This is a genomic window from Treponema sp. OMZ 790, assembly GCF_024181285.1.
Classification (GTDB): Bacteria; Spirochaetota; Spirochaetia; order Treponematales; family Treponemataceae; genus Treponema_B.
Window position 1 is genome coordinate 1297547 of the sequence record NZ_CP051201.1, and the last position, 25452, is coordinate 1322998.

Genomic DNA, 25452 nt, shown 5'->3' on the forward strand with positions numbered 1-25452 from the left:
AAATTCTCCTATTCCTTATTAAAATTTGTTTTACTCCAATTATTAGGATCGTAGACATTATCTTTAACAAAGGCCCACTTACCCTCAGAGTCTTTAAATTTCGTCATTTCAAGCTGATAATAAGCCTGCCAATCACCGCCTGTCATAATCTTTGCAGGACTTTTACATTGACTATCTTTAAAAAATATTCCTGTAAAAGGATTTTTTTGTAATTTTTCATCTAAACCTTTAACTGTCAAAAAAGGAATATCCGCTAAGGTCATAAAACTATTATTTACTCTAAGTTCTCCTTTCATGTTAAAGTCTTTTATCATTAGTAAAGGGATAAAATATGATATAGATTCAAAATCCGATTTATCAAAATCTTTTAAAAAGTCCATAAATATTGTTTGTATTGAATGTTTCCCATGATCACCGGCAATTATTATACGACTGTTATCATAGCAATCATTTTCTTTTAAAAAACTAAAAAACTTTGCACATTCTTCATGGGCTAAATAATTTGCATAAAAATGTTCAGAAGTATATTCATTACGAACATGTATACAGGATAGATAAAAATTGTATACAAAAAATCCAGCATATTATCCAACCATCACAATTTAATAGAATTTATTTTTTTATCTTCATCCAATTGGACTCAACAAAAATATTTTTTTCTTTAAGATAAATATTTAAAATATCATCTTCTAAGAAATTACCAATCACAATTTCTGTTTTTTCTTTGGTTTCCTTAAATGTCTTTCCTGTAAAAGGATTTTTTGTAAGCAAAGTAATATTCTCAAAACCGCTTGTTGCCATTATCGGAACATCAGCATTGGTCATAAAATCCATATTAAGATTCAGTTCACCGGAAGCATTAAAGTCCTTCATCATTAAAATAGGCATATAATAAGTCTGCTGAAGTGTTTTATCCTTAAAATCAGTATCAAATATAGAATTATTTAAAATTAAATTTCCATATCCATGATCGGCAACAAAAATAATTCTTGTATTATCATATACACCATTTTCTTTTAAGATTTTCATCATATCACCAAGAATCAAAAAAAGATAAGCATCCGATATATAATGATTTAAAGTAACCTCATTTGCGGACCTCTCTTCACATTTTTTTATAAAGTCATCCGAACAAAATAGACGAGCCTGTGAAGCAGATATTGGCGTATGAGAAACATTATTAACAATTAAGTTAAAACAATCCTTATCATATCCCGTACTTATATCACGCTTAATAAATTCAAGAGGGGCAATTTTTGCAACAAAATCAAATAAACCGTATGCAGATGGTTTACTCTGTAAATATCGGCCCTTATTATAAAGCCGTTTACGCACAAGATAAGGAGATACTTTTAAAAAAGAAAATCTGATAGTGTTCCTCAATGTTTCCGAAAACGGAAGAACTTTATGCTGAATACCGATTTTATGCTTTTGAATCCACTCCCCTACATATTTTCCTTCCATATTCAAAGCTTTAACACCATCATAAGGTTCGAATATGGAATTATCGGGTATCCAACTATGGTTGGCAAGCGAGGCATCGGTAATAACCGTATTCCAACCTGATTCCGAAAAAAGACGGGGCATAACACAAAGAGATTCATTATACATATCACGATTCGAATCCGTATTTTTTCTAAAAGACGCAGGAGTGTATTCATACCCACCGTATAGAGCAGGCGCACCGATATAAGTATGACCGCCAAAAGAAATTGTATTGGGATACAGGGTAAAGCCCGTAAAATTCTCTGAAATTTTAGGAAAGTCATCAAAAATAGACGGAATAAAAATACCGGGCATCCTGTCAAGCATAAAAACTAATACATTTTTACCGGTTTTAGTAAAACCGTAAACTTTTTCGATATGTCCTATAGATTTATTCTTTTTATCTATCTTGATAAGTTTTGTAACATTTTTATAGCCCGAATATATCTTTACTGCATTAATACAAGAGAGGGTCAAAAAAGAAACAAGTAAAATCTTCGACACAAAAATAGATTTTTGAGAAAGTTTATACTTAAGAAGAACTACTATGAGTGCAATGCTCAAAAAAAGAGAAAGTAAGTTAATCACATTCTCCTGTAATGAATGAATCAGAACTTCATCAGTCGCAAAAGAGAGAAAACCTGTAAGCGAGCCGTAATTACCTTGAAATATAAAAACATTAATTACAGAACAAACCAAAAAAATAAAAGCGATAAATGAAAAAAACGGCTTAACTCTCACATTTGCCAAGCGATAAAGTATTGCGGGCCAAATAAAAAGAAAGCCGCAACCTTGCAATAAGGTAATCCAAAGCAAATAAAAAGGATTTTGATACTGAATTGTATAGGAAAATTCTTGAACGGAAGAAGCAACCAAAGAGGAAGGAATTACGGCACCTAAAAGAACAGTTATTGAAACTATAGAAAAATAAAAAAGAGAATTAACGGCTTTTATATCCTTAAAAAATGTTATTGAATTTATAAAGTACTTTAAAAGTTTAATAAAAAACGGAATTAAAATATACATTATCATTATTCCTATAATAAGAATAACAACAATTGGTTTTTGAGCTCGAGTTATAAAAAAAACACCTCCCGTTACAATGAAAATAAGCCCTAACAAGTACCATATTTTTTTATTATACTTAAATTTTGCAAAAATATTTTTTCCTAATGAAAATATGTTATTAAGAGTCCAATAGAAAACCAAACCCGAAGGAGAATCATAAAGCAAAAAAAGAAAAATTAAGGCCATAATATATAGCTGTATTTTTTCTTTTATCGAAAAGTCCTTGGTGTATATCATAACAGATAAAAGATTGACCAAGGTCATTAAAATCGGCAAAAAGTTTATCTTATATGATAATATATTGAGTAAAGCATCAGGCTTTCCTAAATTGGGCAAAAAAAGAAAATTATATCCTTGCAATAATGTAAGTTCCGATAGAAAATGATATGCTGCAATAAAAAAAGGAATTTGAACAAGCAACCCAAGCATACCTCGCAAAGAATATAGGGGATGATAGTTATTTTGGCGATAATACGCAGAAAGAATCATATATCTTTCATCCCCCTTAAATACCGCCTTTATATCTTTGATTTTATTTTTTAACTTTTTTTGTAATAATCTCTCCTTATTTTGCCATTCTTCTGCAGCAGCATAAATGGGTAAGGTAACAATATTTACAAATAAGCTTACTATAATTATTGCGCCGCCTACATTCTCATTAAAAATTTTAAATGCAACCAAAAAAATCAATTCGATAATCGATTCAAGCGGATATATAAAAAGCGTATATAAAAAAATCATCATTTTACAACTCACATAGTTAATATTTTTTAGGTTGACTTTGAATGACGTAAATCATCACCAATTTCAGAAGTAAAAACTTCGTTAACTCCTACAATTGAGGGAGATATAAGCCATATTTGAGAAAATCTGCGATAATATTTCCAGTTATCGGCTACAGTAAACACTTTTTCATTACTATAGTATATTTTTTTTGCAGCATCTAATCCAATAACATATCCATATGTTCCGCCATAACTGTTTAAGACAAGATACATTGAATAATTATTAAATAATTTTTTTTTCCACAACTTTTTCATAGGTTTTTTAGCTGTAGTTCCCAATAAAACTACTTTATTCCCAACATTAATTTGAGAAATAGCCGTATAAACTTCAAAAAAATTAGGTAAAATGGCAATATCATCTTCCAATATCAATGCTTGACTGATATCCTCATCAATCATTTTTTTATAAATAGCTTTATGACTTAAAGCACAACCTATCTCACCTAAGCTCAACTGTCTTTTAGTTATTTTTTGTGATAATTGCGAATTATAAATTTCATCTATATTTTTTATATTACGACCGTAAACAGCAGGAAAGAATTCATAATCAATTGGTAGATCCTTAAGGAGTTCCTGCATATATTTTTTTCTTTCAATATTATGTTCTAAATTAAGCACAAAAGTTCGCATAAAGATCCTTTATAATTTTTTTTAGTCTGTATGGCATAAGCTGCCTAAGAAATATATTTATTTTATATTTAATAAGTTCAAGATATAAACTTAATTGGGTTTTGTTTATCTTTTTTTCATAAGGTAAAAGTGTATCTTCACTAAAACAGCCGGATAATAAATTTAAAGAAACACGCCAATCTTTTTTTTGAGTATTCATTAAAATCTGTATATAAAAAATATACTTTAAATATTGTCTTTCAATATACAAAACCGCATCGGTATTCTCTCCGGCATGAGTATTAAAAAAAAAGCTAAAAGCATCAAGATTAGCTTTTATAGAGTCTAAACTTTTTTTTACTGAAGATAAATCATTTTTTTTATTTGAAATTCCGCTTTCATCGTTGTACAAAACTAAGGGCGCATTTATAAAAGTATAACTTTTTGCATAATAAGCGATTATAACCGATTCATATAGATCTTCGCCCATTACCGAGTAAAAGCTTTGCATTTTTGAAAAAGCTTTTTGCAATAATTCCTTTTTATACACCTTATTCCAAACAGTACCCGCCCTAGGATTTTTAAAATATACCAAACTATCAAAAAAATTATTTATCGTAATAAAAGGAACAGGTAAAGATACGGTTTTTGTCTTCTTATGCTTATAAGCAAATTCCAAAACATCATAATCCGTTTCTGAGAGTATACTATGCAAAAATGAACATGCAAAAACTTCAAGAACATCATCACAGTCCAAAAAAAGAATATAATCGCCCGAAGCATTACTTACACCTGTTTGTCTTGCACAATGAGGCCCAAGATTTTTTGAATGAGAGATTACCTTTATTCTATTGTCTTTTACTGCATATGATTCTATCTTTTGTAAACTTTCATCCGTAGAGCAATCATCAACACAAATTATCTCAATATCAGCATAAGTCTGATTCAAAATACCGGATAATGTTTCATCTATAAAAAGGCTGCGATTATATATCGGAATTATTATACTGAATTTCATTTTTATGTTTTTATATTAACTTCAATTTTCAAAATTAAGGTAAAAATATATAAAAAAAATCTCTAAAGCACCAAAATATTATTTTAAATAAACTATACGTTTTTCTAAAAAAAACATATAGAAGACAGTATGATTCATTACGAAAGTTTCTTGCACGGTTTTCAGTTTTATCAATTATTGATGCGATCTCATCTTGACAATTTATAATATTTGGAATAACAACCGATATATTTATAATCTTCCACCATTTACCCCATTGATCAATAGGTCGTATAATAGGGAAACTTTGAGTATATATTTTCTCAGCCGTTTTTTTACAAATTATATATCCATATGTACCATAACCGGAATTAAATATTTTTTTTAGTTTATAATGTTGAGCAATGTTCTGAAAATATATTTTAGTTTTTAGTTTTTTGTCTGACTGTCCAAGAAGAATAATTCCATTGTTATCAAGTTTTAATATTTCAGAAAAAACTTTATTAAAATCATTTGAAATAATAATATCATCTTCAAAAATCAAAGCCTGTTCTATATCTTCTTCTATCATTTTTTTAAAAATTAAAAGATGACTCATTGCACAACCGATTTCGCCTAATTTTAATTCTCGGCCATATTCTTTGATTGCGCTCTCTTTATCATAAACCTCTTCTATATTTTTTATATCCTTACCGTTTACTGCATCAAAAAACTCATATTGAAGATTTGTTTTTTTCATCTCTTCAATCATATGTTGACGGCGATCTGTAGATTCTTTTAGATTGACTATAAAAACTCTCATTTAAATTAAATAACTTACCTTCTTTCTGCAATATACTCTCGACATCGTCGTAAAATATTCATAATAGGCCTAATTAATTTTGAAAAAGGTACGAGAGGTCTATATATTCTTTTTATTTCTTTTATTTGCGTATCAAGATTATTTATTTCCTTTAACAATAATAACATAAAGCCGGTTTCACCAAATCGAGTCTTTATTATATTGATAACTTCTTGTGATGTTGTATTTTTTAATGCTGTAGTATATAGGCTATCATTAAAATCTTTAATATAACAAATATAGCCTTTACACTCTTCAGATATAAAAAAATCACAAAGATTTTTATATACATTATTCAAACTCATATCTATAAGTTTAAATTTTTCAGGATTACTAAAATTGACAAAATTTGTTATGCCGGAATCCTGACGGTAATTATATAATGGAGTATGAATCCTTTTTCTTTTTTTTGCGTAATATTCTATAATTGCCATTTGATAGTAGTCTTCACTCCAGACTGCATAAAAATCCACCATCTGTGAATAAATAGGCTTGATAAACACTGCATTAAAACATTTATTCCAAACTGTATGATTGGCATTTGAAAGAAGAACATTTTCAATATCCTTTATATTGTCTGCTTTGGAAAATACATTCCGTTTTTTTATACCGTTTCTCACTTCACAATAATTAAATTCGATATAATCATAATTATCTTTTTTTGCTGCACGGTACAAAGTATGTAATGCTTTAGGTTCAAGCCAATCATCACTGTCCAAAAATAAAATATACTGACCGGCAGCATTTTTTACGCCTGAAATCCTTGCTGCTAAGAGTCCCTGATTATGTTCATGTTTAATAATTTTTACTTTTTCGTTATCAGCGAACTTGTTAAGTATTTCTTCAGAGTTGTCTGTCGAACCGTCATTAACACAAACTAACTCATAATCGGAATATGTCTGGTTTAACACAGATAAAATTGAAGTTTCAACATATTTTTCAGTATTGTATACGGGCATTATAATCGAAAATTTCATGCATTACTCCTTCGGCAGTACATAAAACAAACGGTAAAAAATACAAACTCAAAGGGAAAAAGCAGTAAATATATGCACGCTTTGACAATGCCTTTCAATTTTAATTTTTTGGTTTTGCGCACTTTAAAACTTTTTATTGTTGATACAAAATGAGTTCCTCTTGCAAGAACTGACAATGTTTTTCCCCTATATGCGGGCGGTAATTTCCCTTGCCGCTGCACATATTCCGCATTTTCTTGAATACTGCGTATAAAAATATGCGTATCAGGAAATACCGGTACTGTATACCCCGGATATTTTTCAAAAGGAAAACAAAACTCTTTCAACTCATTTTCTATTTTTTTTATATCTTCTTTAAGCGCCGGGTATCTTTTATATACTTGAGTATTTACAATAGATTTTACAGGATCAAAATACTGTTTTTTTTGCCTATGCTCTTCAGTTGTCAATCCCGTAAATGCTTTTATTTTTTCTAATGAAGCTTCGTAGTCATATATAAGAGATTCAAAAGGAAGAAATAATGCCGTATCTTTCCATTCGGTGTTTATTTTGTGTCTTTCAAAACGGGTTGAACGATACCATGTTATAAATGTATTAATATCTGAAGGAATATATCCTACCCCCCACTCGCTTTTATTTACCGCGTATAAATCGCGGGGGTCTTTATCAATCACAAGTGTTTTTATGGAGTTAAAATACTTTCTATAGTTATCTATACTGTATGCCGGTAACAGCTGGTCAAAAACTGCATATTTTGTTGAAACAGAAAGGTTTGAAAACACATTTGCAATATATTGTTTTGCATTTTCATAAAAATCATCTTTTTTATATGCATAGCAGCAAGGTGCTAATGTATGATAACAAGGCTGCCAACCATCGGGTTCATAACTGTTTAAGTGTTTTTTTTCATATAATTTTTCAAAAAACAGCTTAGCAAAAAAACAACGCCAATGCTCTTTGGCGGATATTTTTTTTGTTTCCAGCGAGCGGTGCCACCAGCCGTTCCATTTACAATCAACAATTGATTCAATGAATCTTTCCGTACAAGAATAAAAAAAGTTACCGAAATGTTTTTTATAATAATAATCGTGTTGCAGCTTTTCAGCTAAAAGTAAAAAACGTTTTACAGCTAAATCTACTTTCAGCCTGTGCCCTTCAACGAAAGCTTTTTCCAAATCAAAAAGTCCGTCAGCTTCATGCAGGAAAGTACATTCAAAATCATTGCCGAAACTTGTTACCGAAGAAAACTCTTCCAAAATATTTGTTCCGGCAGAACTTCCCGTTCCGCCGAAACCTGTTGATGTTAAAATGCTGAATGGTAAGACCGTATTCATACAGTTTCCTTCCGTAATAAGACTTTTTTTGCTGTACACATTCTAAACGGGGTGCAAAGTGTGTAGCGGGATAAATTCAAAATGTGATAACCAAAGAGCATAAAATGATAAAAAGTTTTACGGGTTTTAAATCTAGTAATAGAAAACTTTATTCTTTTTAGTATTTCATCGGGATACCAAACATACACAGCTTTTATTTTTTTAAAAGCTTCTTGTTTTGTAAGCAGAACCTCTTCCGCCGTTTGTTTTTCCGGTAAAGAGGCAAGCAGATTTTCAAATTTCAAAACAGTATTTTCAACAGAAAAATCTTTTATTCTTTCCAAGCAGTTTTCCGACATTTGAGTATAAAGAACCGTATCGGTTAATAATTTTTTTAATTTATCGGTATAATCATCAACATCCCAACTGGCAAGCAAACCGCATTTTTCCCCATAAGCTAATTCTTCTGAAGCTCCTGCAACAGGCGTAGTTACAAAGGGTTTACCCAACGCCATAGCCTCGCAAACTACAGTAGGGAAGCCCTCTGCAAAAGAAGACATACACAGTATCTTTGATTGTTTTAAATAGGGCATAGGATTTTGTTGATAACCTAAGAAGAACACCTTATCGTAAATTTCAAGTTTTTCCGCCTCGGCTTTTAAATTTACCTCCTCTTCCCCTATGCCTATAACAAGCAAACCGCACTGTATCCCCACCCTATTCAATTTTGAAAGACTTTGAATTACAAGAGAAACATTTTTATTTTTATCCAACCGTCCAATACAGGTTAAAAAAGGATAGCCATATTTTTCAATATTAAATTCAAAACTGCTTTCTGCTTTTTGCCGTATGTCTTCAATATCTATAGGATTATGAATTATTCTGGATTTATGCAAATATTCAGGAAAAACTTTTTCTAAAGATTTAAGAGATTTATTTGAAATAGTAATAATTTTATCGGCGCAGTCCCATGCATTGCGCTGCAAGTCCCTGTAGTATTTATCGCTTGCTGAAGTATGCGTATAATCAAGATCATCAATCGCACCATGGAACCATGCGATCACTTTTTTATCTTTAAATGCAGGTAACATAAAGGAAGGTTTCTGATAATTCCATGATATAACAATATCTGCATCCAAATTTTTTATAGTTTTTATTATTTCGGGATGCAACTCTAATACATAGTCCCAAATCTGTCTAATATATAACGGGGTGTAAATACTATATAGATGACCTAAAAATTCAACATTAGAATTCAATGGTTCCTTCTTTACATTATAGTTTACAATCTCAAAAATAGAAATGTCGTATTTTTGAGAATCAAGGTTGTTTAATAAGGTTGTTAATACTTTCTCCGCACCACCGCCATTTGAATGAGTATAAGTGATAAAAAGAAGTTTTAGTTTTTCTTTATCTTGCATAATTTACTCATGCCAATCATTTATTTTTTCAATAACATACTTTACCTGCTCATCTGTCAACACAGGACTCATAGGAAGGCTAACCACTTCCGCATGTATTTTTTCTGTGATAGGCAGATTAAGATGCGAGTATTCTTTATATGCGATTTGCTTATGAGGAGGGGTAGGATAATGAATGGCTGTTTCAATTCCGTAACCTTTTAAATACTCAATAAAAGGTTTTCTGTTTTGAATTCGAACAGAATAAATGTGCCAGACATGTTCTTCTTTTTTATGAATAAGGGGTAAAATTACTTCTTTATTTTTAATACCGTTATTATACATTTCGGCAATTTGCCTTCTTCCGGAGTTATCTGCATCCAACCTTTTTAGTTTTACTGAAAGCACTGCAGCCTGTATTTCATCAAGGCGGGAATTTTCACCTTTTAACTCATGTACATATTTAATTGAAGAACCATAGTTTGCAAGTTTACGTATAATAACCGCCAATTCATCATCATTTGTAGTTACACAGCCGCCGTCTCCTAAACAACCCAGATTTTTACCCGGATAAAAACTAAAGCCTGCTGCATCACCAAAGCTGCCGCTTCTTTTGCCGCTTATTTGCGCACCATGGGCTTGAGCTGCATCTTCAATTATTTTAAGATTATGTCTTACAGCAATTTTAGAAATAACTTTCATATTGCACAAGCGGCCGTATAAATGTACAGGCATAATTGCCTTCGTTTTAGAACTTATCTTATCTTCTATTTTTTTTACATCAATTAAATAATCATCGATATTCGGCTCAACAAAGACAGGCATCAAATTTTCTGCACTCACAGCAAGAATAGTAGCTATAAAAGTGTTTGCAGGAACAATAATTTCATCACCTTCATTAAATACACCAAGCTGTTTATAAGCACGGAGAATTAATTTTAAGGCTTCAAGCCCGTTTCCTACACCAATGCAATGCTTAACACCGCAATAAGCCGCAAAGCTTTTTTCAAAGGATATACATTCTTCACCATGAATATACCAACCCTTTTTGACAACTTCATTTATTTTTTGAGAGAGAATCGGTTCAAAGCTTTCAGTGATTTTTTTTAACGATAAAAAAGGGATTTGCATAAAAAGCCTCTATATCTATAACTTTTTATAAAAAGTTTTATTCAAAGAATATGTACTGCCATAAGATTCTTTATTTTTTAATAAACCTTGATTAAGATAATGACCAAAATTTTCAGTTGAAATTCCCCATGAAATTTTCTTATAATTTATCTTTTTTGCTTCAAGTATCATAGAATAATACATAAAACTCATAGGGCTTAATTTTGCAAACTCTTCTTTCGAACATAAGTACTGAGTATGCATAGTTCTTTTTTTTGGAAAATAAAAAACTACAGACCCTGCAATTATATCATTATTTAACATACATTTGAAAAAAGAAATATTATCAATAATGTATTTTTCTTTTAATGTAATAAACTCATTTAACGAATGAACCGGAGCAACTCCATACTTTTGTAAATTTAAAGTTATAAGATTATGTAATATTCTTATCTCATTATCTGATTCTATTTTTTTATATTTTAGATCTTTTTTCAAACAATTATTTATATTTGTTCTTTTCCCTTGAGAAAAATTAGAAAGTACATCTTCATCATACTTTTCTAAATCAATATATGTATTTAGTTCAGAATATTGCTGATATTTTTTATAATATAAAAGATATTCCAAAAGTGCGGGACTTTCAATAGATAAAATATCCGGTGTTATTTTTAAATAAACCGAAGTAAAATTATTTTCCTTTAAATACTGTTCGAAAGTTTCGATTATTTCCAATAAAGCAGCGCCGCAATAGTGTTTTTTGTCTATAATTATGCCGCCATACGTTGAACCTTTATGTGAAAAAAAGCAAGATGAATCTTTAGGATCTTTACAGGCAGGAATTACGGCAGCCAAGTTATTCTTTTGATTAAAAATTAAAAGAGAGCAATCTTCAAATCTGTCTTTAGGATGATAATTTAAAAATTTTCGGCTTTGTAAAAAAGTGCCGTTTAAAGATTTATTTAATACAAAATCATCCCAAAGGTTTTCATAATTATCGTTATACTTTTCAATTCTAAACATTTTCCTGCCTATATTTTAAAAAATCATCATAACTTCGAATGTAATCATCTTCGGTATAATATTCCGAAGCAAGAACAAGGGCAACAGAACCGAATGAAAATTCCATAAGATTTCTCCAAATACCCGGAACAATAAGCAAGCCTTGCGACGGCTTATTTAAAAATAATTCTTTTTTATTTGAGCCGTCACCAAGTTCAACCTTAAAAGATCCCGAAGCAGCAAGAAGAAGTTGAAATAATTCTTTATGAGCATGAGCTCCCCTATCCTGATTTTCAGGAATTCCATAAAGATAGTATATACGTTTAACATCAAATGGTAAGAGAGTTCTATTATCAAGACGAGTAAGATTAGGTACAGTTCCTTTAGTTAAGTTTAAAATTTTGCAATCTTCAATGGAATACGGCATTAAATCTTCCTCACATTAAATTCTTCAGTTGAAGATATAATCAATACCGCTGTATTTTCCGCAAATCGCAATAAGGTGAAATCGGTATTTTTAGCGATGTACATTCCCTTATTTGCATTTTCCAAAAATACGCCGTCTATAAAATCATCACTGCTGCCATTACCGAATAAAAAACTTCCTGAAAGTGCAACAAAAAAGAAATTCGTATTTTTATTATCCGTAAATTCATATTGTTCATCAGTGTCGTATATATTTAGAAGGTTTACACCCTTAATTTCAAATGGAATATGATTTTCACTTTCAAAAAAAGAAAGACAGCCTCTTTCATCTCTAATTTTAGGTAGTTGAATAAGTTCAATAGTTTTATTTTGTAAATCTTTCATCGTAAAAACAATATTTTCTTAACTATAGTTTTAAAAAAAAGAAAAAGCTTTCTTTTATGCTTATGTCTATCTCTTAGTTTCCATGCATGTAACTTATAAAGATTAATATAATCTTTATATTCAAAACCATAAATATTTTCCTTAAAAAAATCAGGATTATTATTAAAATATTTTACCAAACTCATAAAAGCCCATGAACTGATATCTTTTCTTGAATTTTTACAACAATCAATCATAAAGTAAAATTGAAATTCTTTTTCACTATAAATAGAAAAATCTGGGAAAATTTTTACTGCAATTTCATATGGTAAATTTAAATAATTAGCAAAAATAAAATTAAGTTCATTCATATAACAATGTGATACCCACTCAGAATTTCCGCTTAGCTGAGGTACTCCATTATTAAATTTCCTATATAAAATAGTCGGCACATTCATAAAAAATACATTTGCATACAATAAACACCTAATATTCAAATCATAATCATGAGTATAAATAAGACTAGGGTTGAAAGGTTTAATAGTATTGAACATTGATTTTTTAAGTGATATTCCAGGAGAAGATATTAAATTGCCTTCATAAAATAAAAGATTGAGCAACTTAAACTTTTCTATACAAAAAAAATTACCAGATTTATTTTGTTTATCTCCATTTTCATCAATAACTTCAGATCTTGCAAAAATAACTTCTAATGATGCATTATTTTTAAATTCATACATAACTGATTCAAGATGATTAGGCAATAAAATATCATCACTAGCAATTAAAGTAACATATTCAGTCCTTGATATTTGAATGCCATCATTGAAAGTTGCCCCTGGTCCCCAATTTTTCTCATGCTTAAAATAACGAACTTTGTCTGACTGATATTTTTGCACAACATCTTCAGTGTTATCACCGGAACAATCATCAATTATAACAATCTCAAAATTTTGATAAGTTTGCCTTAAAACACTTTCAATAGTTTGAGAAATATAATCGGCTTTATTATATGTAGGAATTACGACCGTAATTTCAGCATTCATATCAAAATCTAATCCCTTTTAAATAAGTCTCTCGTATAAATCTTATCCTTAACATCATCAAGACATGAATCATACCTATTAGCAATTATGACACTACTCATTTTTTTAAATTTTGCAAGATCATTTACAACAAGACTTCCAAAAAAAGTTTCTCCGTCATTTAAAGTAGGTTCATAAATAATAACATCAGCGCCCTTGGCTTTTATCCTTTTCATAATTCCTTGAATGGAACTTTGACGGAAATTATCGCTATTTGATTTCATAATAAGACGATACACACCAATAACTATTTTTTTCTCATTATTTGCATTAAACGACATGGAATCGGAGTAATCATAATAGCCGGCTTTTTGCAAAACCCTATCGGCAACAAAATCTTTGCGTGTTCTATTTGATTCTACTATTGCCTGAATAAGATTTTGAGGAACATCCTGATAATTAGCTAAAAGTTGTTTTGTATCTTTCGGCAGGCAGTATCCTCCATATCCAAACGATGGATTGTTATAAAAAGAGCCTATTCGCGGATCAAGACAAACACCTTCTATTATGGACTGAGTATTCAAGCCCTTTAGTTCGGCATAGGTATCCAACTCATTAAAAAAACTTACCCTTAGAGCCAGATAGGTATTTGCAAAAAGTTTTACAGCCTCAGCTTCAGTAAAATCCATAAATAGAGTATCAATATTTTCTTTTATGGCACCTTGCTGCAACAATCTTGCAAAATCCTCAGCAGCTTCCGTAAGTCTCTTGTCTTTTAAATCAGTTCCTACAATGATTCTGCTTGGATAAAGATTATCAAAAAGAGCATTACTTTCCCTTAAAAATTCCGGACTGAATATTATATTTTTACTTCCGGTTTTTTCCCGTATTGCTTTTGTAAACCCCACCGGAATAGTGGATTTTATCACCATAACGGCATTAGGATTATAAGTCATAACGAGTTTTATTACCGCTTCAACGGCACTTGTATCAAAAAAAATTCTTCGCGGATCATAATTAGTAGGCGTTGCGATTACAACAAAATCCGCATCGGAATATGCATAGGCTGCATCAAGTGTAGCTTTAAAATTAAGAGATTTATTTAAAAGATAGTATTCAATCTCTTTATCCTGAATAGGAGATTTTTTATTATTTATAAGATTAACCCTATCAGGTACTATATCTACGGCATAAACTTCATTATGTTGTGAAAGGAGAACAGCAATACTTAACCCGACATAGCCCGTACCTGCTACGGCAATTTTATATTTTTTCATTTTTTATTTTTATCTCCGCGACTGTAAAAATCTAACCAAACCATAGGGAAGCAGATATTTAATAAGTTTTTTCACAGTAAATTTATATTCTACATTCTTTTTGTTTACTTTATATTTATATTTTTCGGTCTCGGATAATAAGGCAAATAATTGATTTATATTGGTTATACAGGCCGTTTGCGTTACAATAACCTTGTCTTGCAATAAATCATTAAAACAAAAAACACTTTCTTGTACTTGAGTTTTGATATAGGGGTATGTGAGCCATCATTATACAACATCATACAGTTAGAGCTGTAAATTGTAAAATCTTTATGAGCATCAAGGAATCGGTATAATGTATTGACTTCGATTGTAGGCTGGCATTAATACGGTTATTTTATTCATATGATACCAATTTACTGTATTTCATTTAAACTCAATAACAGCATCTTGAGTTCTATTTTGATAATTTTTTAGCATTATTAATGAGTAGACTAACTCTAATGGTAAAATAAAACTTAATAATATAATTTTTATTATACCTTTGATTATTGAAAATGATGATTTTCGTTTTTTCATTGATAACAGCACAGGATACAATTTCGAAAAAATAAAAGCTCCTTTTATATTGGAAAAAGGCAGTTTTCCTGTCTTTTGAAAGATACAAACCGTTTTTCGTATATCTTCAAGCGATACGTTCTCTTCTCTTCTCTTCTGCAAAATATCTTATCTGACTTTCAGAGTAATCATAACAAAATTCAGGAAGTTCTTTTTCTATCTTTTTTATATCATCAAAATACTTAGGATATTTTCGAAACATCTGTGTGTTTTGCATCGATTTTTCAGGAATAAAAATTTGCCCTTTTTTAACATGATCTTCGTCAGATAAATCTAAAAACTTTTTTATTTTTGATAGACTGTCTTCATAATCATATATTAAATTTTCAAATTGAATATGGAGTATATTATTTTGATTATTTTCTTTTTGGGGTTTAATACATTGCCGCCTGTATCGATAATATTTTATCCAGTTATCCGTATCCCATGTCGGCATATACCATTCGCCGTATATTTCCTTGTTTATAACATAAAGATCTCTGGGATCACGATTGGCAATGAGAGCCTTTGAATTTTTATAATACATAATTTCATTCGGTGTAGTGGAAGTTGCGCTGTAAATTGCATCCGATAATATATATTTGGCAGTTCCCGTATTTTTCGCATATAAAGGTGAAAATACTTTTTCGATGTAGCTTTGAGTTTTTTGATAAAAATCGTTTTTAAAATCGGCATAATAAACTTTACCGAAAGGAATAAAAGACGGTTCCCAATGATAAGGTTCATAGGCTTCATAGCTGCGGTTACCGTATTTATATTCATATAACTTTTTAGCATATGTAAACATTTTGCTTTCGTTTTGATTTAAGAACGAATAATCGTAGTCTTTATGTATAGCGCCCATATACCAGTCGGATATGGAAGCAATATATTCTTGGGCATACTCATAAAATTGCGTACCGAAATTCATACGGTAATAAGGTTCTTGAGCTACATTTTTTGCATTAAATAAAAAGGCTTTAACTGCATTATCCACGCCATAGTTGTTTTTTAAGGCAAGTTCCAAATTAAGAATATTTTCCGTAAAAAATTTACATTCGAATTCGGCACCGCCTTTTAACGTAATTATCGAAGAAAATTCTTCTAAAATATTTGTTAAAGCAGAACCGCCGCTTGCAGCAAAGCTGCTTGTTCCGATAATGGTCGGTACTTTCATTTTAGCCCCTCTTTAATTGTATAAATCGCACCAATCCGTAAGGTAACGCATATTTGATTATTTTTTTTATTGTTATATTATTTTTTACTGTTTTCGATATATCATTTGCAAAAAAACTTTTATCATAGTATTTTTCATTTTCCGTCATTAAATCTATGAGCTGTTTTATATCTTCAATATTTATCGTTTTTGTAAATGTGTTTGTATCGATAGTTGCTTTTAATTCTTCAAAACATTCTTTTACAGCATGCATAGATGTTTTTATAAAATACTCGGGATATGTATAATCAAAATATCTAAAATAATCATAGTAGGCCTGAGCCGATAAAAGATTTCGCTTAAATTGACCGGCACTTGTCCAAATTCCTGCATTATGAATTCTATAAACGGCAACAATTTCATTTTTAAAATAAGCTTTTCCCTTGTGAAGATGAAAAATATATCGTTCGGTATCTGCCCGAAAAGAAGATTCGCTTTGGGTTCCTACCGCTTTTTGTATAATTTCAGGTATGCCGTTATTATAAACGACATTTCGAAAAATACTTCCGGCAGTTTGTGTAATTATTACTTTATTTTGCAATAAGTCATCAAATGTAAAAAAAGCTTCCGGCAGTTTATTTTTGATAAATGGAGTACTTGTATTATCCTCATACAACATTTGACAGTTCGAACTGTAAATTGAAAAATCTTTATGAGTATCTAAAAAATCGACGGCTTTTTGTAAAAAGTATTCATCAGTATAATAATCGTCGGGATCAAGTACACAAAAGTACTCCGTTTTTACTTTTACCTGAGCTTTTAGAATATTCGCCAGAAGCTTTTCATTTTTTGCGGATAAAAGTATTTCAATTGTATCGGGATGCCGTTTTTGCAGTTCTTTAATAATTGCAACCGAATTGTCCGTAGAACAATCGTCGGTAATAATCAGTTTAAAACCGAAATCGGTTTTTTGCGAGAGGGCTGAATCAACCGCTTGCATTATATATTGTCCGCGGTTATATGAGGGCATTAGAATGGTTAGTTTGTTGTGCATACAGGAAAACTCTATTTTTCTTTTATATCGGTTAATTTTATTGAACTAGGCATATTAGCATGATTAGTATAATGTATTCCACCGTATGGGATAAAAGTAAGTTCACTGAAAAGTATCTTACCTTCCACATTATATAAATCTACTTTTACAAATGGAAACGGCTTAGATAAACATTCAGCAATTTTTATCATTTCGGTTATATTATTAGGCAACAAAGGTACCGCAACAGTATCAACATTTGAATTATTTTGTAAATAATAATCAGGCCTATACTTTAATAACTCATCAAAATAATATAGGTTAATATCCGTTTCTCTATCAGTAATAACTTGCAAAGTTTTAAATTTTCCATTTTCACAAAAAAATTTATAATCAACAGGAAGCAAATCATTTTTTGTTTCTATAAATTTTTCACAAATAATTTTTTTCCTTATAAATTTATACTGTGTCTCAGCATAAAGCTTCCAAAAATCTTCGTGCAGCCACTTTTTAAGCTGTTTTTTCGTTTTTTGTATATCCAAAGTTTTTTTGTTTTTACAGATGATATTATATCCGCATCCGTGATTACACTTCAGTACAAATTTGTCCGGTAAACTTTCAAAATCAATTTGATCCGGATTGTCCCACACCCCTATTAAGTCATTCAATATTTCTTTACAGCCCATTCGTTCGACATAATTGCGTACAAGATATTTGTCGCAGCATTCCGTTATAAGAGGATGTTTGTAATACGTATTAAGTTTTAGCCACAGTAATTTTTCATTTAAAGTTTGAGGGTTATTCAAATCAAATTTTTTATTAAATGCTTTTTTATATAAAATTCTTGTTGCCAGTACCGGAGATAGGGTTGAGAGTAATATTCTTAGCCATGTTCTGTCTTTGTATAGCCAGTTTTTTATTAAGTGATATGGCGGTAGTAAAATAGGTTTCAAAATTTTTTTTAGTGCTTTGTTCATAACTTATTCATTATCTATAAAACTCAAATTTAATGGGTGTACCTTTTTTTATATGTACCTTTGATTTTTTTCCTAAAATTTCATTTATATACTTAGGATTTATACCATCCCCCGGTCTTATAGATCTTACATTGTCTTCTGTAAAGATATCTCCCTCTTGTATATCCTTGACGGCAAATAAAGAACGCGAGAATTTTCTGCTTTTTTTACTCAATTCCGAAAGTTCATACGAAACACATCCCAGACACTGTTCCGTTTCACGTATTCTTTTTACCATAACAGCAAACTCTTCGGCTTCCATAGAAAATGCGGCGTCAGGCCCCCCTATGGAACGGTCAATAATAAAATGTTTTTCAATAACTTTTGCTCCCAAAGCAACAGCCGCGCAGGCACAGGTATCACCCAGTGTGTGATCCGATAAACCCGCTTTACAGTTAAATCTTGTACTCATATCCGGTATGGTTAAAAGATTTGCTTCATTCAACGGGGCGGGATAAGAAGATGTACACTTTAACAAAGTAATATCGGAATTCCCTGCTTTTTTACAGGCGGCTAAAACTTCTTCTATTTCCTGTAAGGTAGCAAGACCTAGGGAAATAATCATCGGCTTATGTTTTGAAGCTGTGTATTCAATTAATGGAATATCCGTAATTTCAAACGAAGCTATTTTATATATGGGGTTGTTAAGCGTTTCAAGAAAATCTACCGCCGTTTTATCAAAGGGAGTTGAAAAAAGAGGAATACCAAGTTCTGCCGCATAATCGAATAATTCTTTATGCCATTCCCAGGGGGTATACGCTTGCTGATACAGCTTATATAAGGTTGTACCGTCCCAAAGGGTGCCTTGTTTTATCTGAAAATATTCATTATCACAATCCAATGTGATTGTGTCGGCCGTATAGGTTTGAATTTTTACCGCATCGGCACCGGCTTTTTTTGCCGCTTCTATTGTTTTAAAAGCTATTTCTTTTTTGTGATTGTGATTAGCCGAAAGTTCGGCAATTATAAAAGTTTTCATTATTTTCCCCATAAAATTTTAAATACAAAAACTATATAATAACATTTGCAACAAATTTATAATACGAGCCATTGTATTGAACACCAGAACTGACACATATGAGACAAGTTTTAAGGTTACTATTTAATGGTATGTATACAAAATTTTCCATAGTACATCTTATATTATAAGACGTATTCTTATACTCGAACTCAAGAGAAGGATAATCTTTAAAAGTTTTACTTATTTTTGGATTATCTACCTGCAACAACATTAGCGAGGAACCGTTATGTGTCGGTTCCGATATCGAATTCCTTCCCCATATATCATCAGGCGTCTGTAAAAATTGATTGAGAAAAGTTTTGTTTTCTTGTTTCACATATTTAATATCCAGTGTTTTGTCTAGCAGCATATTTTCAGGTTGTTCAGGCAACGGGACTTCTAAAGCTATAGTAACTTCAATAATATCTAAGGTTGTTAATTTTGATAAAGTATCTTTACCAGTAATAGGTAGGTCATTATCTAATTGTTTTCCGCTAGGATCGGCAACCAACCGACACCATTTCTTCTTATCAGAATACGGATTTAAAATACCCGCCAAACAACGTCCTCCCGATTTGATAGAATTTGCAACAACTAGAAAATCAGTACCCATATAATTCCTCTTGAGGTTTAATTTTAATAAAGATGAGTAATCTCAAAAATATTACCAAATGCCGTATTTAAATACTCGGCGGCAAGGCGGCGATGACAAAAATCCGGTAAATGTTCGGAACAAAGTAAAACCGAATTCTTCAACATATTTTTCTTAATATATTTGTCAGCTCTTCGCTTATGTAATAAATTAAGATATTGTATTTCATATTCATTCCAAGTAATTTTTTTGTGTTTATAGTCAGCAAGAATATCTTTTGTCGGCGCTAAAATAGCTGCTTCTAAATACTCCCAATCAAGTATGGTTTTTAAGAAAAATACTAGATCAGCTTTTTTAGTAAAACCGGCAAGTTGAGAAGTATTATGTAGTCTAATGTCAATCAACTTATTGGCGGTAGAACTCTTTAAGAGATTAAAGAACTGTTGAGCGGATTTTTCCGTATACCCTATCGTATATAAATTAGACATAATCAAAAACCTCCTGTTTTATCGCATTAATATTTTCTGAGTGCGGTCTAGAATATGCAATTTTATTCTCTAATATCTTATATGCTCTTTCTAGAAGCATATCTCTATTTTCAAATAAGTCAAATTGCAAATTAAATTTTTTAAGGATTTCGTTTTCCAATTCTTCAGTAGACTTTGTCTTATTCAAGTCATATATATGGCTCGTTGAAATTCTTAAGATTTTTTTTATTCCCCGTGAAACTAAAGAGAATCTATGACAATCTAAGGGGTCATATTCTGTACACATTAAAGCAATAGAATAACCTTGTTCAAGTCCATGCCGAATACGTGTAATACCATCTTTAAAAACTTGTAGAGTCATTACTTTATTAAAATCAACTGTATTATTTAAATAAACAAAATCTTCATCACGTCGCGCACCGAATTCTTTTGAAAAACTGCCATACCTGATTTTATTTTTTAATAATTCTTTTTTTAAGAATTCAGCATTATATTGATAAGTAAATCTGCTGTACGGAATAGAACGTACATCTGCAACTACTTTAATATGATATTTTTTAAGAATATCAATAAAGTCACAAATAGGTCTGGTCGAACAACCTATAGAATATAAAAAATATGGTGAGTTCATTTCTATTTTCTTCTCCGTACAATATCCGTGTTTACGGGATCAATTTTAAAAATTTTAAGCCCGTAATACAATATATTATTTTACTTCTTCCTCTTTATAAATATATGCAAGTATGCAGCCGTTAGGTGTTTTTATTACAAAATACGAATTTGAAGCAAAATAAATTTTACCGTTTTCATCTGAATAATTAAATCCCATATCGGAGTATTCTATCTTCTGAACGATTATCTTTTTTCCTTTATAATAAAAAAAAGCACCGGGATATTCAGGCGGTGCCATTGCACGCACCCAATTATAGATGCGTTCTTTCTGCCATGACCAATCAATTAATCCATCTGAAGCAACACGCTTAGGAAAATATGTTGCTAATTTTTCATTTTGCTTTATTGGCTTAAGACTATTTTGTTTTATATTTAAAATAAGCGAGTCTATTAATTGTGGATAAAAGATTTTATATTGTTTTAATATGGAACCACCGGTATCGGTATCTTTTATAGGTATAATTATTTGTTGTAGAACATCGCCTTCATCACAAGTTTCTGTAATAAAATGTGCCGTAACACCGACTATTTTTTCATTATTAATAATACTCCATACATGCGGTGTGCGCCCTCTGTATTTTGGGAGTAATGACCCATGTATATTTATTGCATATTTTAAAGGAAAAAGTATTAAATCTTTTTCAATAATAAAAATATAATTCACTGTAAGTAAAATATCAGGTCGTTTAATATGGCAAAGAAACTCTGAAGTTGCATTGTTTTTGGGATTTCCTATAAAGCAAGGAATTTTATGACAATGCACAAAACTGATAATTTCCGTTGATTTTTTGTTTGTAAAAACGGCAGAAATCGATATATCATGACGGCATAATAAATATTGTAGAATCGTTAATCCAAGTCCGCCTGAAACACCGATGCAAATAGATAAGGGCTTTTTCATGCGGCATTCTTCCGGCTATATGCCGCATATAACGTAAGAGGAAGCCTAGGTTTCCTTACCCCCCCCCTATGTATACTTTTGTATACATATTCTGTCTAAATGAAGTATAATGTATAGGTTTCAAGTTACCGCTACGGATTATTTTTAAAGAATTGGTAAACCCTTCATTAAGTAATAAGTCATACACTCCTATGTGTGAAATAAATTGACAGCCTAATTGTTTGTAAGCGGGATGTTGATAATTTTGATAAAAAACATCTATCCCGTGTTTGACTAAATTTCCGCCGGGGCTATATTCTTCAATGTATTCAGCCGAGCCATATGCAGAAAGATAATTATCAGCACCCAAAGCCATACATATATTCGATAAAAGTTCATCTTTTTTTGCTTTATTCTTTTTTATTTTTGACGAAAATATAAATTCAGTTTTAATGCCAATTTTTCGAGAAATAGCTATAATTAGATTGGAAGTGAACTCTCCGATACTTGAGTATTCTTTTTGGTAAAAAGTATGTAAGAAGTTATATACATCATTAAAATACAAGGCTTTTGAATAACTATGTTTTATTGATAATAAATGCTTTTCTTGCCAATTATTTCCCTGAACATACATTGTATTACATATTAACATATCTTCACGACTGGATTTTTTTATAATAGGAATTGAAAGAAGTAACTCATTGTCTTGTGACTTAATTTTATTTCGTACTTGCCAACTTCTTTTAACCAACTGGACATCATCTAAAAAAATAAAAATATCTACTTGGTCAATCATTGCAAAATACCCCAGCCACGGCATATAAGTGGGTTGCATTATAGCTATTGTTTTCATAATTTAACTAACCTCAAAATCCTTCGTTTTAATGCAAATCTCATCATTATATTTAATGTACAGAGTGTCATTGTTTTTTATTATATAATCTGATTGCATAGCCAAAAATGTATATGCAATATTTTTTATCCAAAATTCTTTATCGCTAATTATAATTTTAGCTCCACGATATCGTGACTGAGCTCTTACCTTATTATATATAAGCGTTAAATTATCAGTATTTATATTTATAAGGTAGTTTTCTTCTTTTACCATAGGATAATAAAAATCCGATGTATTTTCCAAGCAAACTGTATTATGTTTTAAATAACTAATCAATTCATCCAGTAGCAGGGGAACCTTTTCCGTTAAACAATCAAACAACTCTGTTTCTTTCATCCATATATAATACGGGACGGTTTTTTGCGCAACAATATTTCCTTCATCAATTTTTGACGTGACTTCATGCAAACTAATGCCTATTTTCTTTTCATTTGCGATTGTTGCCCAAAAAGTAGGATGGCGTCCTTTGTAGTTTGGTAGTGCACTGTAATGAATATTAAATATTTTAACAGTTTCTAACTCTTCCATAGGTATTCTTTTACCAAAAGAACACATGATAAAAAAATCAATTGCAGAACAAGTATTTTTTATTGTTTTTATAATATCCTTACTTGTTTTAATACTAATTAAAGGAATATCACGCACCAAGCTAAAAGTAATAAGCTCATCATTTATTTTATCATTTTCAAAAATAATTCCCTTTAAACACAGCTGAGGATGGTGATAGATCATTTCAGGTATCTTATAATAATTGCCGATATATATAACATTTATCATTTGACTTATCCTGTTTTATTCAATTAAGGAACTTCTAATAATTGAATGTATAACAACATCTTTGTATTCACCGTTACACGAACAGTGATCTTTTAAAACAGCTTCTTTTTTAAATCCGTTTCTTTCAAAAACAGGATACAAATGCGGTCGTAAATCGAATGCATAGGTATATATTTTATGCAAGTTAAGTTCCTGGAAAGCAACTTCTTTTAAAAGTCTAAAAAATATGTCCCCGTACATATCAAAATATTCTTTTTCCAAATCCGTATTCATAATAAATGAGGTTTCCGCATTATTATCTATCCAATTAATATGCACTAAACCGCCGTATCCGATACAAATATTATTTTCTAAATAAGAAAATAATATTTGATCGGGCTTATCCGTATCGAATAATTTTGAAACTACAGTATCAAAATATTTATTTTGTTTTTCGACGGTTAAGGGCTCGTTTTGGCGTAAATGATATATCTGTTCATTGCGCCATTTCATTATATCAAAACGGTCTTCATATCGAATCGGAACAATAGAGTAATGTTCAAAAGTGTAGATTTGTTTTTTTAATATTTTATATGATGTCTTCATTGATATATGTAGATCCGAAATTAACCGTTTGTTTTGGTATTCAAAAAATTGATAATCCCGTTGACTGATTTTAATAAGACAATTTCTTCAGGTTCAAGCTCTATTCCGAATTCATTTTCAATTTCAAATGCAATATTCAATTGTTTCATAGAATCCCATTCCGGAATATTCTCCTGTGAAGAAGATTCATCAATCGCGACATTCTCAAAAACTCTGCTTAATAAGCTGATTACTTTCTTTTCCATTTTTTCTCCTTAACTTATTTGGTGATTATTGCAGTACAACACCTGTCCAAAATCGGTACAAAGGAAACGGTATGTTTATCGCAATAATCGTATACGGCTTGTTTACAGCCCGGATAGGTCATACTATCAAAATCCTGAATAAAAATATATCCTCCTTTTTCCAGTCGAGGATAAAAAAATTCCAAACCTGCATATATGGGATTGTATAAGTCCGCATCCAAACTGACAAAACAAAACGAATCTTCAAGCCCGTCAGCTGTGTCGGGAAACCAACCTTTTTTAATTATGACATTTTCCCGTATAGGCATTTTTTTGAGCACTAAATCTACAGATGTATCTTTAAAAACACTCTCATCGCCATTTACTTCTTTAGTTGCCAAATCGGTTTGTGAAAAACCTTCAAAGGTATCAAATAAATAGATTCTTCTATCGGGAAGTTGTTTACTTAAAAAAGAAGAAAATTCACCTTGATACACTCCCAGTTCCGCAATATTTCCTTTTATCTTTCTTTCTTTTATGTATGAGATACAATTTTTGGCCATTGCGTAGCGTTCTTCATCCCATTTTATAACATCTTCATGCATGAAAGTAATAATTTTTTCCTTGTCGACTCCCATTTCCAAAAGGTTTGCCGTAATTTCTCTTTGATATTCAGAAACGCTGATAATAACAAAATCAAAATCCGTACTTTTTAGAATTGATGGGGAAAAGATTTTATACCCCCCCATAATTCATTATAATATAATGAATTATTATCTAAAAAGCCTTTTATCTCATACATATCATCATTCAGTAAAAGGGCAACTTTTTTGCCGTATCCCGATGCGCAGTAAATAAATACTTTCTTTTTCATTTT

Annotated in this window: 28 protein-coding genes; all 28 read right to left on the reverse strand. The window is 30.7% G+C overall.

Annotation, left to right across the window (positions count from 1 at the left end):
• Positions 1 to 8 precede the first annotated feature (8 nt).
• The 28 genes from E4O01_RS06310 to E4O01_RS06445 all read right to left on the reverse strand — a co-directional run bounded on the left by E4O01_RS06310 (position 9) and on the right by E4O01_RS06445 (position 25449).
• A complete protein-coding gene (locus E4O01_RS06310; protein WP_253694929.1) occupies positions 9 to 380 on the reverse strand; it encodes a hypothetical protein in 372 nt (123 codons plus the stop codon).
• Positions 381 to 612: 232 nt separating this feature from the next.
• The gene (yidC, locus tag E4O01_RS06315; protein WP_253694930.1) at positions 613 to 3297 is read right to left on the reverse strand and encodes a membrane protein insertase YidC; all 2685 of its coding nucleotides are present in this window, start codon (positions 3295 to 3297) and stop codon (positions 613 to 615) included.
• A 26-nt stretch (positions 3298 to 3323) separates the two neighbouring features.
• Positions 3324 to 3956 carry a glycosyltransferase family 25 protein gene (locus tag E4O01_RS06320; RefSeq protein WP_253694931.1) on the reverse strand — a complete coding sequence of 211 codons (633 nt, stop codon included), beginning with the start codon at positions 3954 to 3956 and terminating at the stop codon, positions 3324 to 3326.
• Complete coding sequence (locus E4O01_RS06325; protein WP_253694932.1) at positions 3949 to 4965, reverse strand: glycosyltransferase family 2 protein; 1017 nt, start codon at positions 4963 to 4965, stop codon at positions 3949 to 3951. Before E4O01_RS06325 ends, E4O01_RS06320 begins: the two co-directional genes overlap by 8 nt.
• A 34-nt stretch (positions 4966 to 4999) precedes the next feature.
• A complete protein-coding gene (locus E4O01_RS06330; RefSeq protein ID WP_253719345.1) occupies positions 5000 to 5746 on the reverse strand; it encodes a glycosyltransferase family 25 protein in 747 nt (248 codons plus the stop codon).
• A gap of 14 nt (positions 5747 to 5760) precedes the next feature.
• Positions 5761 to 6762, reverse strand: coding sequence for a glycosyltransferase family 2 protein (locus E4O01_RS06335; protein WP_253694934.1), 1002 nt, complete (start codon positions 6760 to 6762; stop codon positions 5761 to 5763).
• Positions 6759 to 8096, reverse strand: coding sequence for a hypothetical protein (locus tag E4O01_RS06340; protein ID WP_253694935.1), 1338 nt, complete (start codon positions 8094 to 8096; stop codon positions 6759 to 6761). Before E4O01_RS06340 ends, E4O01_RS06335 begins: the two co-directional genes overlap by 4 nt.
• Positions 8093 to 9496, reverse strand: coding sequence for a glycosyltransferase (locus E4O01_RS06345; RefSeq protein ID WP_253694936.1), 1404 nt, complete (start codon positions 9494 to 9496; stop codon positions 8093 to 8095). Before E4O01_RS06345 ends, E4O01_RS06340 begins: the two co-directional genes overlap by 4 nt.
• A 3-nt stretch (positions 9497 to 9499) precedes the next feature.
• The gene (locus E4O01_RS06350; RefSeq protein ID WP_253694937.1) at positions 9500 to 10606 is read right to left on the reverse strand and encodes a DegT/DnrJ/EryC1/StrS family aminotransferase; all 1107 of its coding nucleotides are present in this window, start codon (positions 10604 to 10606) and stop codon (positions 9500 to 9502) included.
• A gap of 15 nt (positions 10607 to 10621) precedes the next feature.
• A complete protein-coding gene (locus E4O01_RS06355; protein ID WP_253694938.1) occupies positions 10622 to 11608 on the reverse strand; it encodes a GNAT family N-acetyltransferase in 987 nt (328 codons plus the stop codon).
• Complete coding sequence (locus tag E4O01_RS06360) at positions 11601 to 12014, reverse strand: sugar 3,4-ketoisomerase (protein WP_253694939.1); 414 nt, start codon at positions 12012 to 12014, stop codon at positions 11601 to 11603. Before E4O01_RS06360 ends, E4O01_RS06355 begins: the two co-directional genes overlap by 8 nt.
• A complete protein-coding gene (locus E4O01_RS06365) occupies positions 12014 to 12397 on the reverse strand; it encodes a WxcM-like domain-containing protein (RefSeq protein ID WP_253694940.1) in 384 nt (127 codons plus the stop codon). The genes E4O01_RS06360 and E4O01_RS06365 overlap by 1 nt, the downstream gene beginning before the upstream one ends.
• The gene (locus E4O01_RS06370; protein WP_253694941.1) at positions 12394 to 13422 is read right to left on the reverse strand and encodes a glycosyltransferase; all 1029 of its coding nucleotides are present in this window, start codon (positions 13420 to 13422) and stop codon (positions 12394 to 12396) included. Before E4O01_RS06370 ends, E4O01_RS06365 begins: the two co-directional genes overlap by 4 nt.
• Positions 13423 to 13430: 8 nt before the next feature.
• The gene (locus E4O01_RS06375) at positions 13431 to 14678 is read right to left on the reverse strand and encodes a nucleotide sugar dehydrogenase (RefSeq protein ID WP_253694942.1); all 1248 of its coding nucleotides are present in this window, start codon (positions 14676 to 14678) and stop codon (positions 13431 to 13433) included.
• Between the two features lie 667 nt (positions 14679 to 15345).
• Positions 15346 to 16434 carry a sulfotransferase family protein gene (locus E4O01_RS06380; protein ID WP_253694943.1) on the reverse strand — a complete coding sequence of 363 codons (1089 nt, stop codon included), beginning with the start codon at positions 16432 to 16434 and terminating at the stop codon, positions 15346 to 15348.
• 1 nt (position 16435) lies between these two features.
• A complete protein-coding gene (locus E4O01_RS06385; protein ID WP_253694944.1) occupies positions 16436 to 17467 on the reverse strand; it encodes a glycosyltransferase family 2 protein in 1032 nt (343 codons plus the stop codon).
• An 11-nt stretch (positions 17468 to 17478) separates the two neighbouring features.
• Positions 17479 to 18423 (reverse strand): ATP-grasp fold amidoligase family protein, encoded by a 945-nt coding sequence (locus E4O01_RS06390; protein ID WP_253694945.1) that lies wholly within the window; start codon positions 18421 to 18423, stop codon positions 17479 to 17481.
• A gap of 10 nt (positions 18424 to 18433) precedes the next feature.
• Entirely contained in the window at positions 18434 to 19441 is a 1008-nt protein-coding gene (gene pseI, locus E4O01_RS06395; protein WP_253694946.1) for a pseudaminic acid synthase, read from the reverse strand.
• 31 nt (positions 19442 to 19472) lie between these two features.
• Positions 19473 to 20075: a dual OB domain-containing protein gene (locus E4O01_RS06400; RefSeq protein WP_253694947.1), complete on the reverse strand. Its 603-nt coding sequence runs from the start codon at positions 20073 to 20075 to the stop codon at positions 19473 to 19475.
• A gap of 23 nt (positions 20076 to 20098) precedes the next feature.
• Positions 20099 to 20542 carry a DUF488 domain-containing protein gene (locus E4O01_RS06405; RefSeq protein ID WP_253694948.1) on the reverse strand — a complete coding sequence of 148 codons (444 nt, stop codon included), beginning with the start codon at positions 20540 to 20542 and terminating at the stop codon, positions 20099 to 20101.
• The gene (locus tag E4O01_RS06410) at positions 20535 to 21173 is read right to left on the reverse strand and encodes a DUF488 domain-containing protein (protein WP_253694949.1); all 639 of its coding nucleotides are present in this window, start codon (positions 21171 to 21173) and stop codon (positions 20535 to 20537) included. The genes E4O01_RS06405 and E4O01_RS06410 overlap by 8 nt, the downstream gene beginning before the upstream one ends.
• Before the next feature lie 75 nt (positions 21174 to 21248).
• Positions 21249 to 22115, reverse strand: coding sequence for a methionyl-tRNA formyltransferase (locus tag E4O01_RS06415; RefSeq protein WP_253694950.1), 867 nt, complete (start codon positions 22113 to 22115; stop codon positions 21249 to 21251).
• A 55-nt stretch (positions 22116 to 22170) separates the two neighbouring features.
• Positions 22171 to 22947, reverse strand: coding sequence for a WbqC family protein (locus E4O01_RS06420; RefSeq protein ID WP_253694951.1), 777 nt, complete (start codon positions 22945 to 22947; stop codon positions 22171 to 22173).
• Positions 22948 to 22950: 3 nt separating this feature from the next.
• Positions 22951 to 23766 carry a formyltransferase family protein gene (locus E4O01_RS06425; protein ID WP_253694952.1) on the reverse strand — a complete coding sequence of 272 codons (816 nt, stop codon included), beginning with the start codon at positions 23764 to 23766 and terminating at the stop codon, positions 22951 to 22953.
• Between the two features lie 15 nt (positions 23767 to 23781).
• Entirely contained in the window at positions 23782 to 24351 is a 570-nt protein-coding gene (locus tag E4O01_RS06430) for a GNAT family N-acetyltransferase (RefSeq protein ID WP_253694953.1), read from the reverse strand.
• Between the two features lie 20 nt (positions 24352 to 24371).
• Positions 24372 to 24596 (reverse strand): acyl carrier protein, encoded by a 225-nt coding sequence (locus E4O01_RS06435; protein WP_253694954.1) that lies wholly within the window; start codon positions 24594 to 24596, stop codon positions 24372 to 24374.
• 14 nt (positions 24597 to 24610) lie between these two features.
• Complete coding sequence (locus tag E4O01_RS06440) at positions 24611 to 25324, reverse strand: TylF/MycF/NovP-related O-methyltransferase (protein ID WP_253694955.1); 714 nt, start codon at positions 25322 to 25324, stop codon at positions 24611 to 24613.
• Positions 25288 to 25449 (reverse strand): LbetaH domain-containing protein, encoded by a 162-nt coding sequence (locus E4O01_RS06445; RefSeq protein ID WP_253694956.1) that lies wholly within the window; start codon positions 25447 to 25449, stop codon positions 25288 to 25290. The genes E4O01_RS06440 and E4O01_RS06445 overlap by 37 nt, the downstream gene beginning before the upstream one ends.
• Between the last annotated feature and the right edge of the window lie 3 nt (positions 25450 to 25452).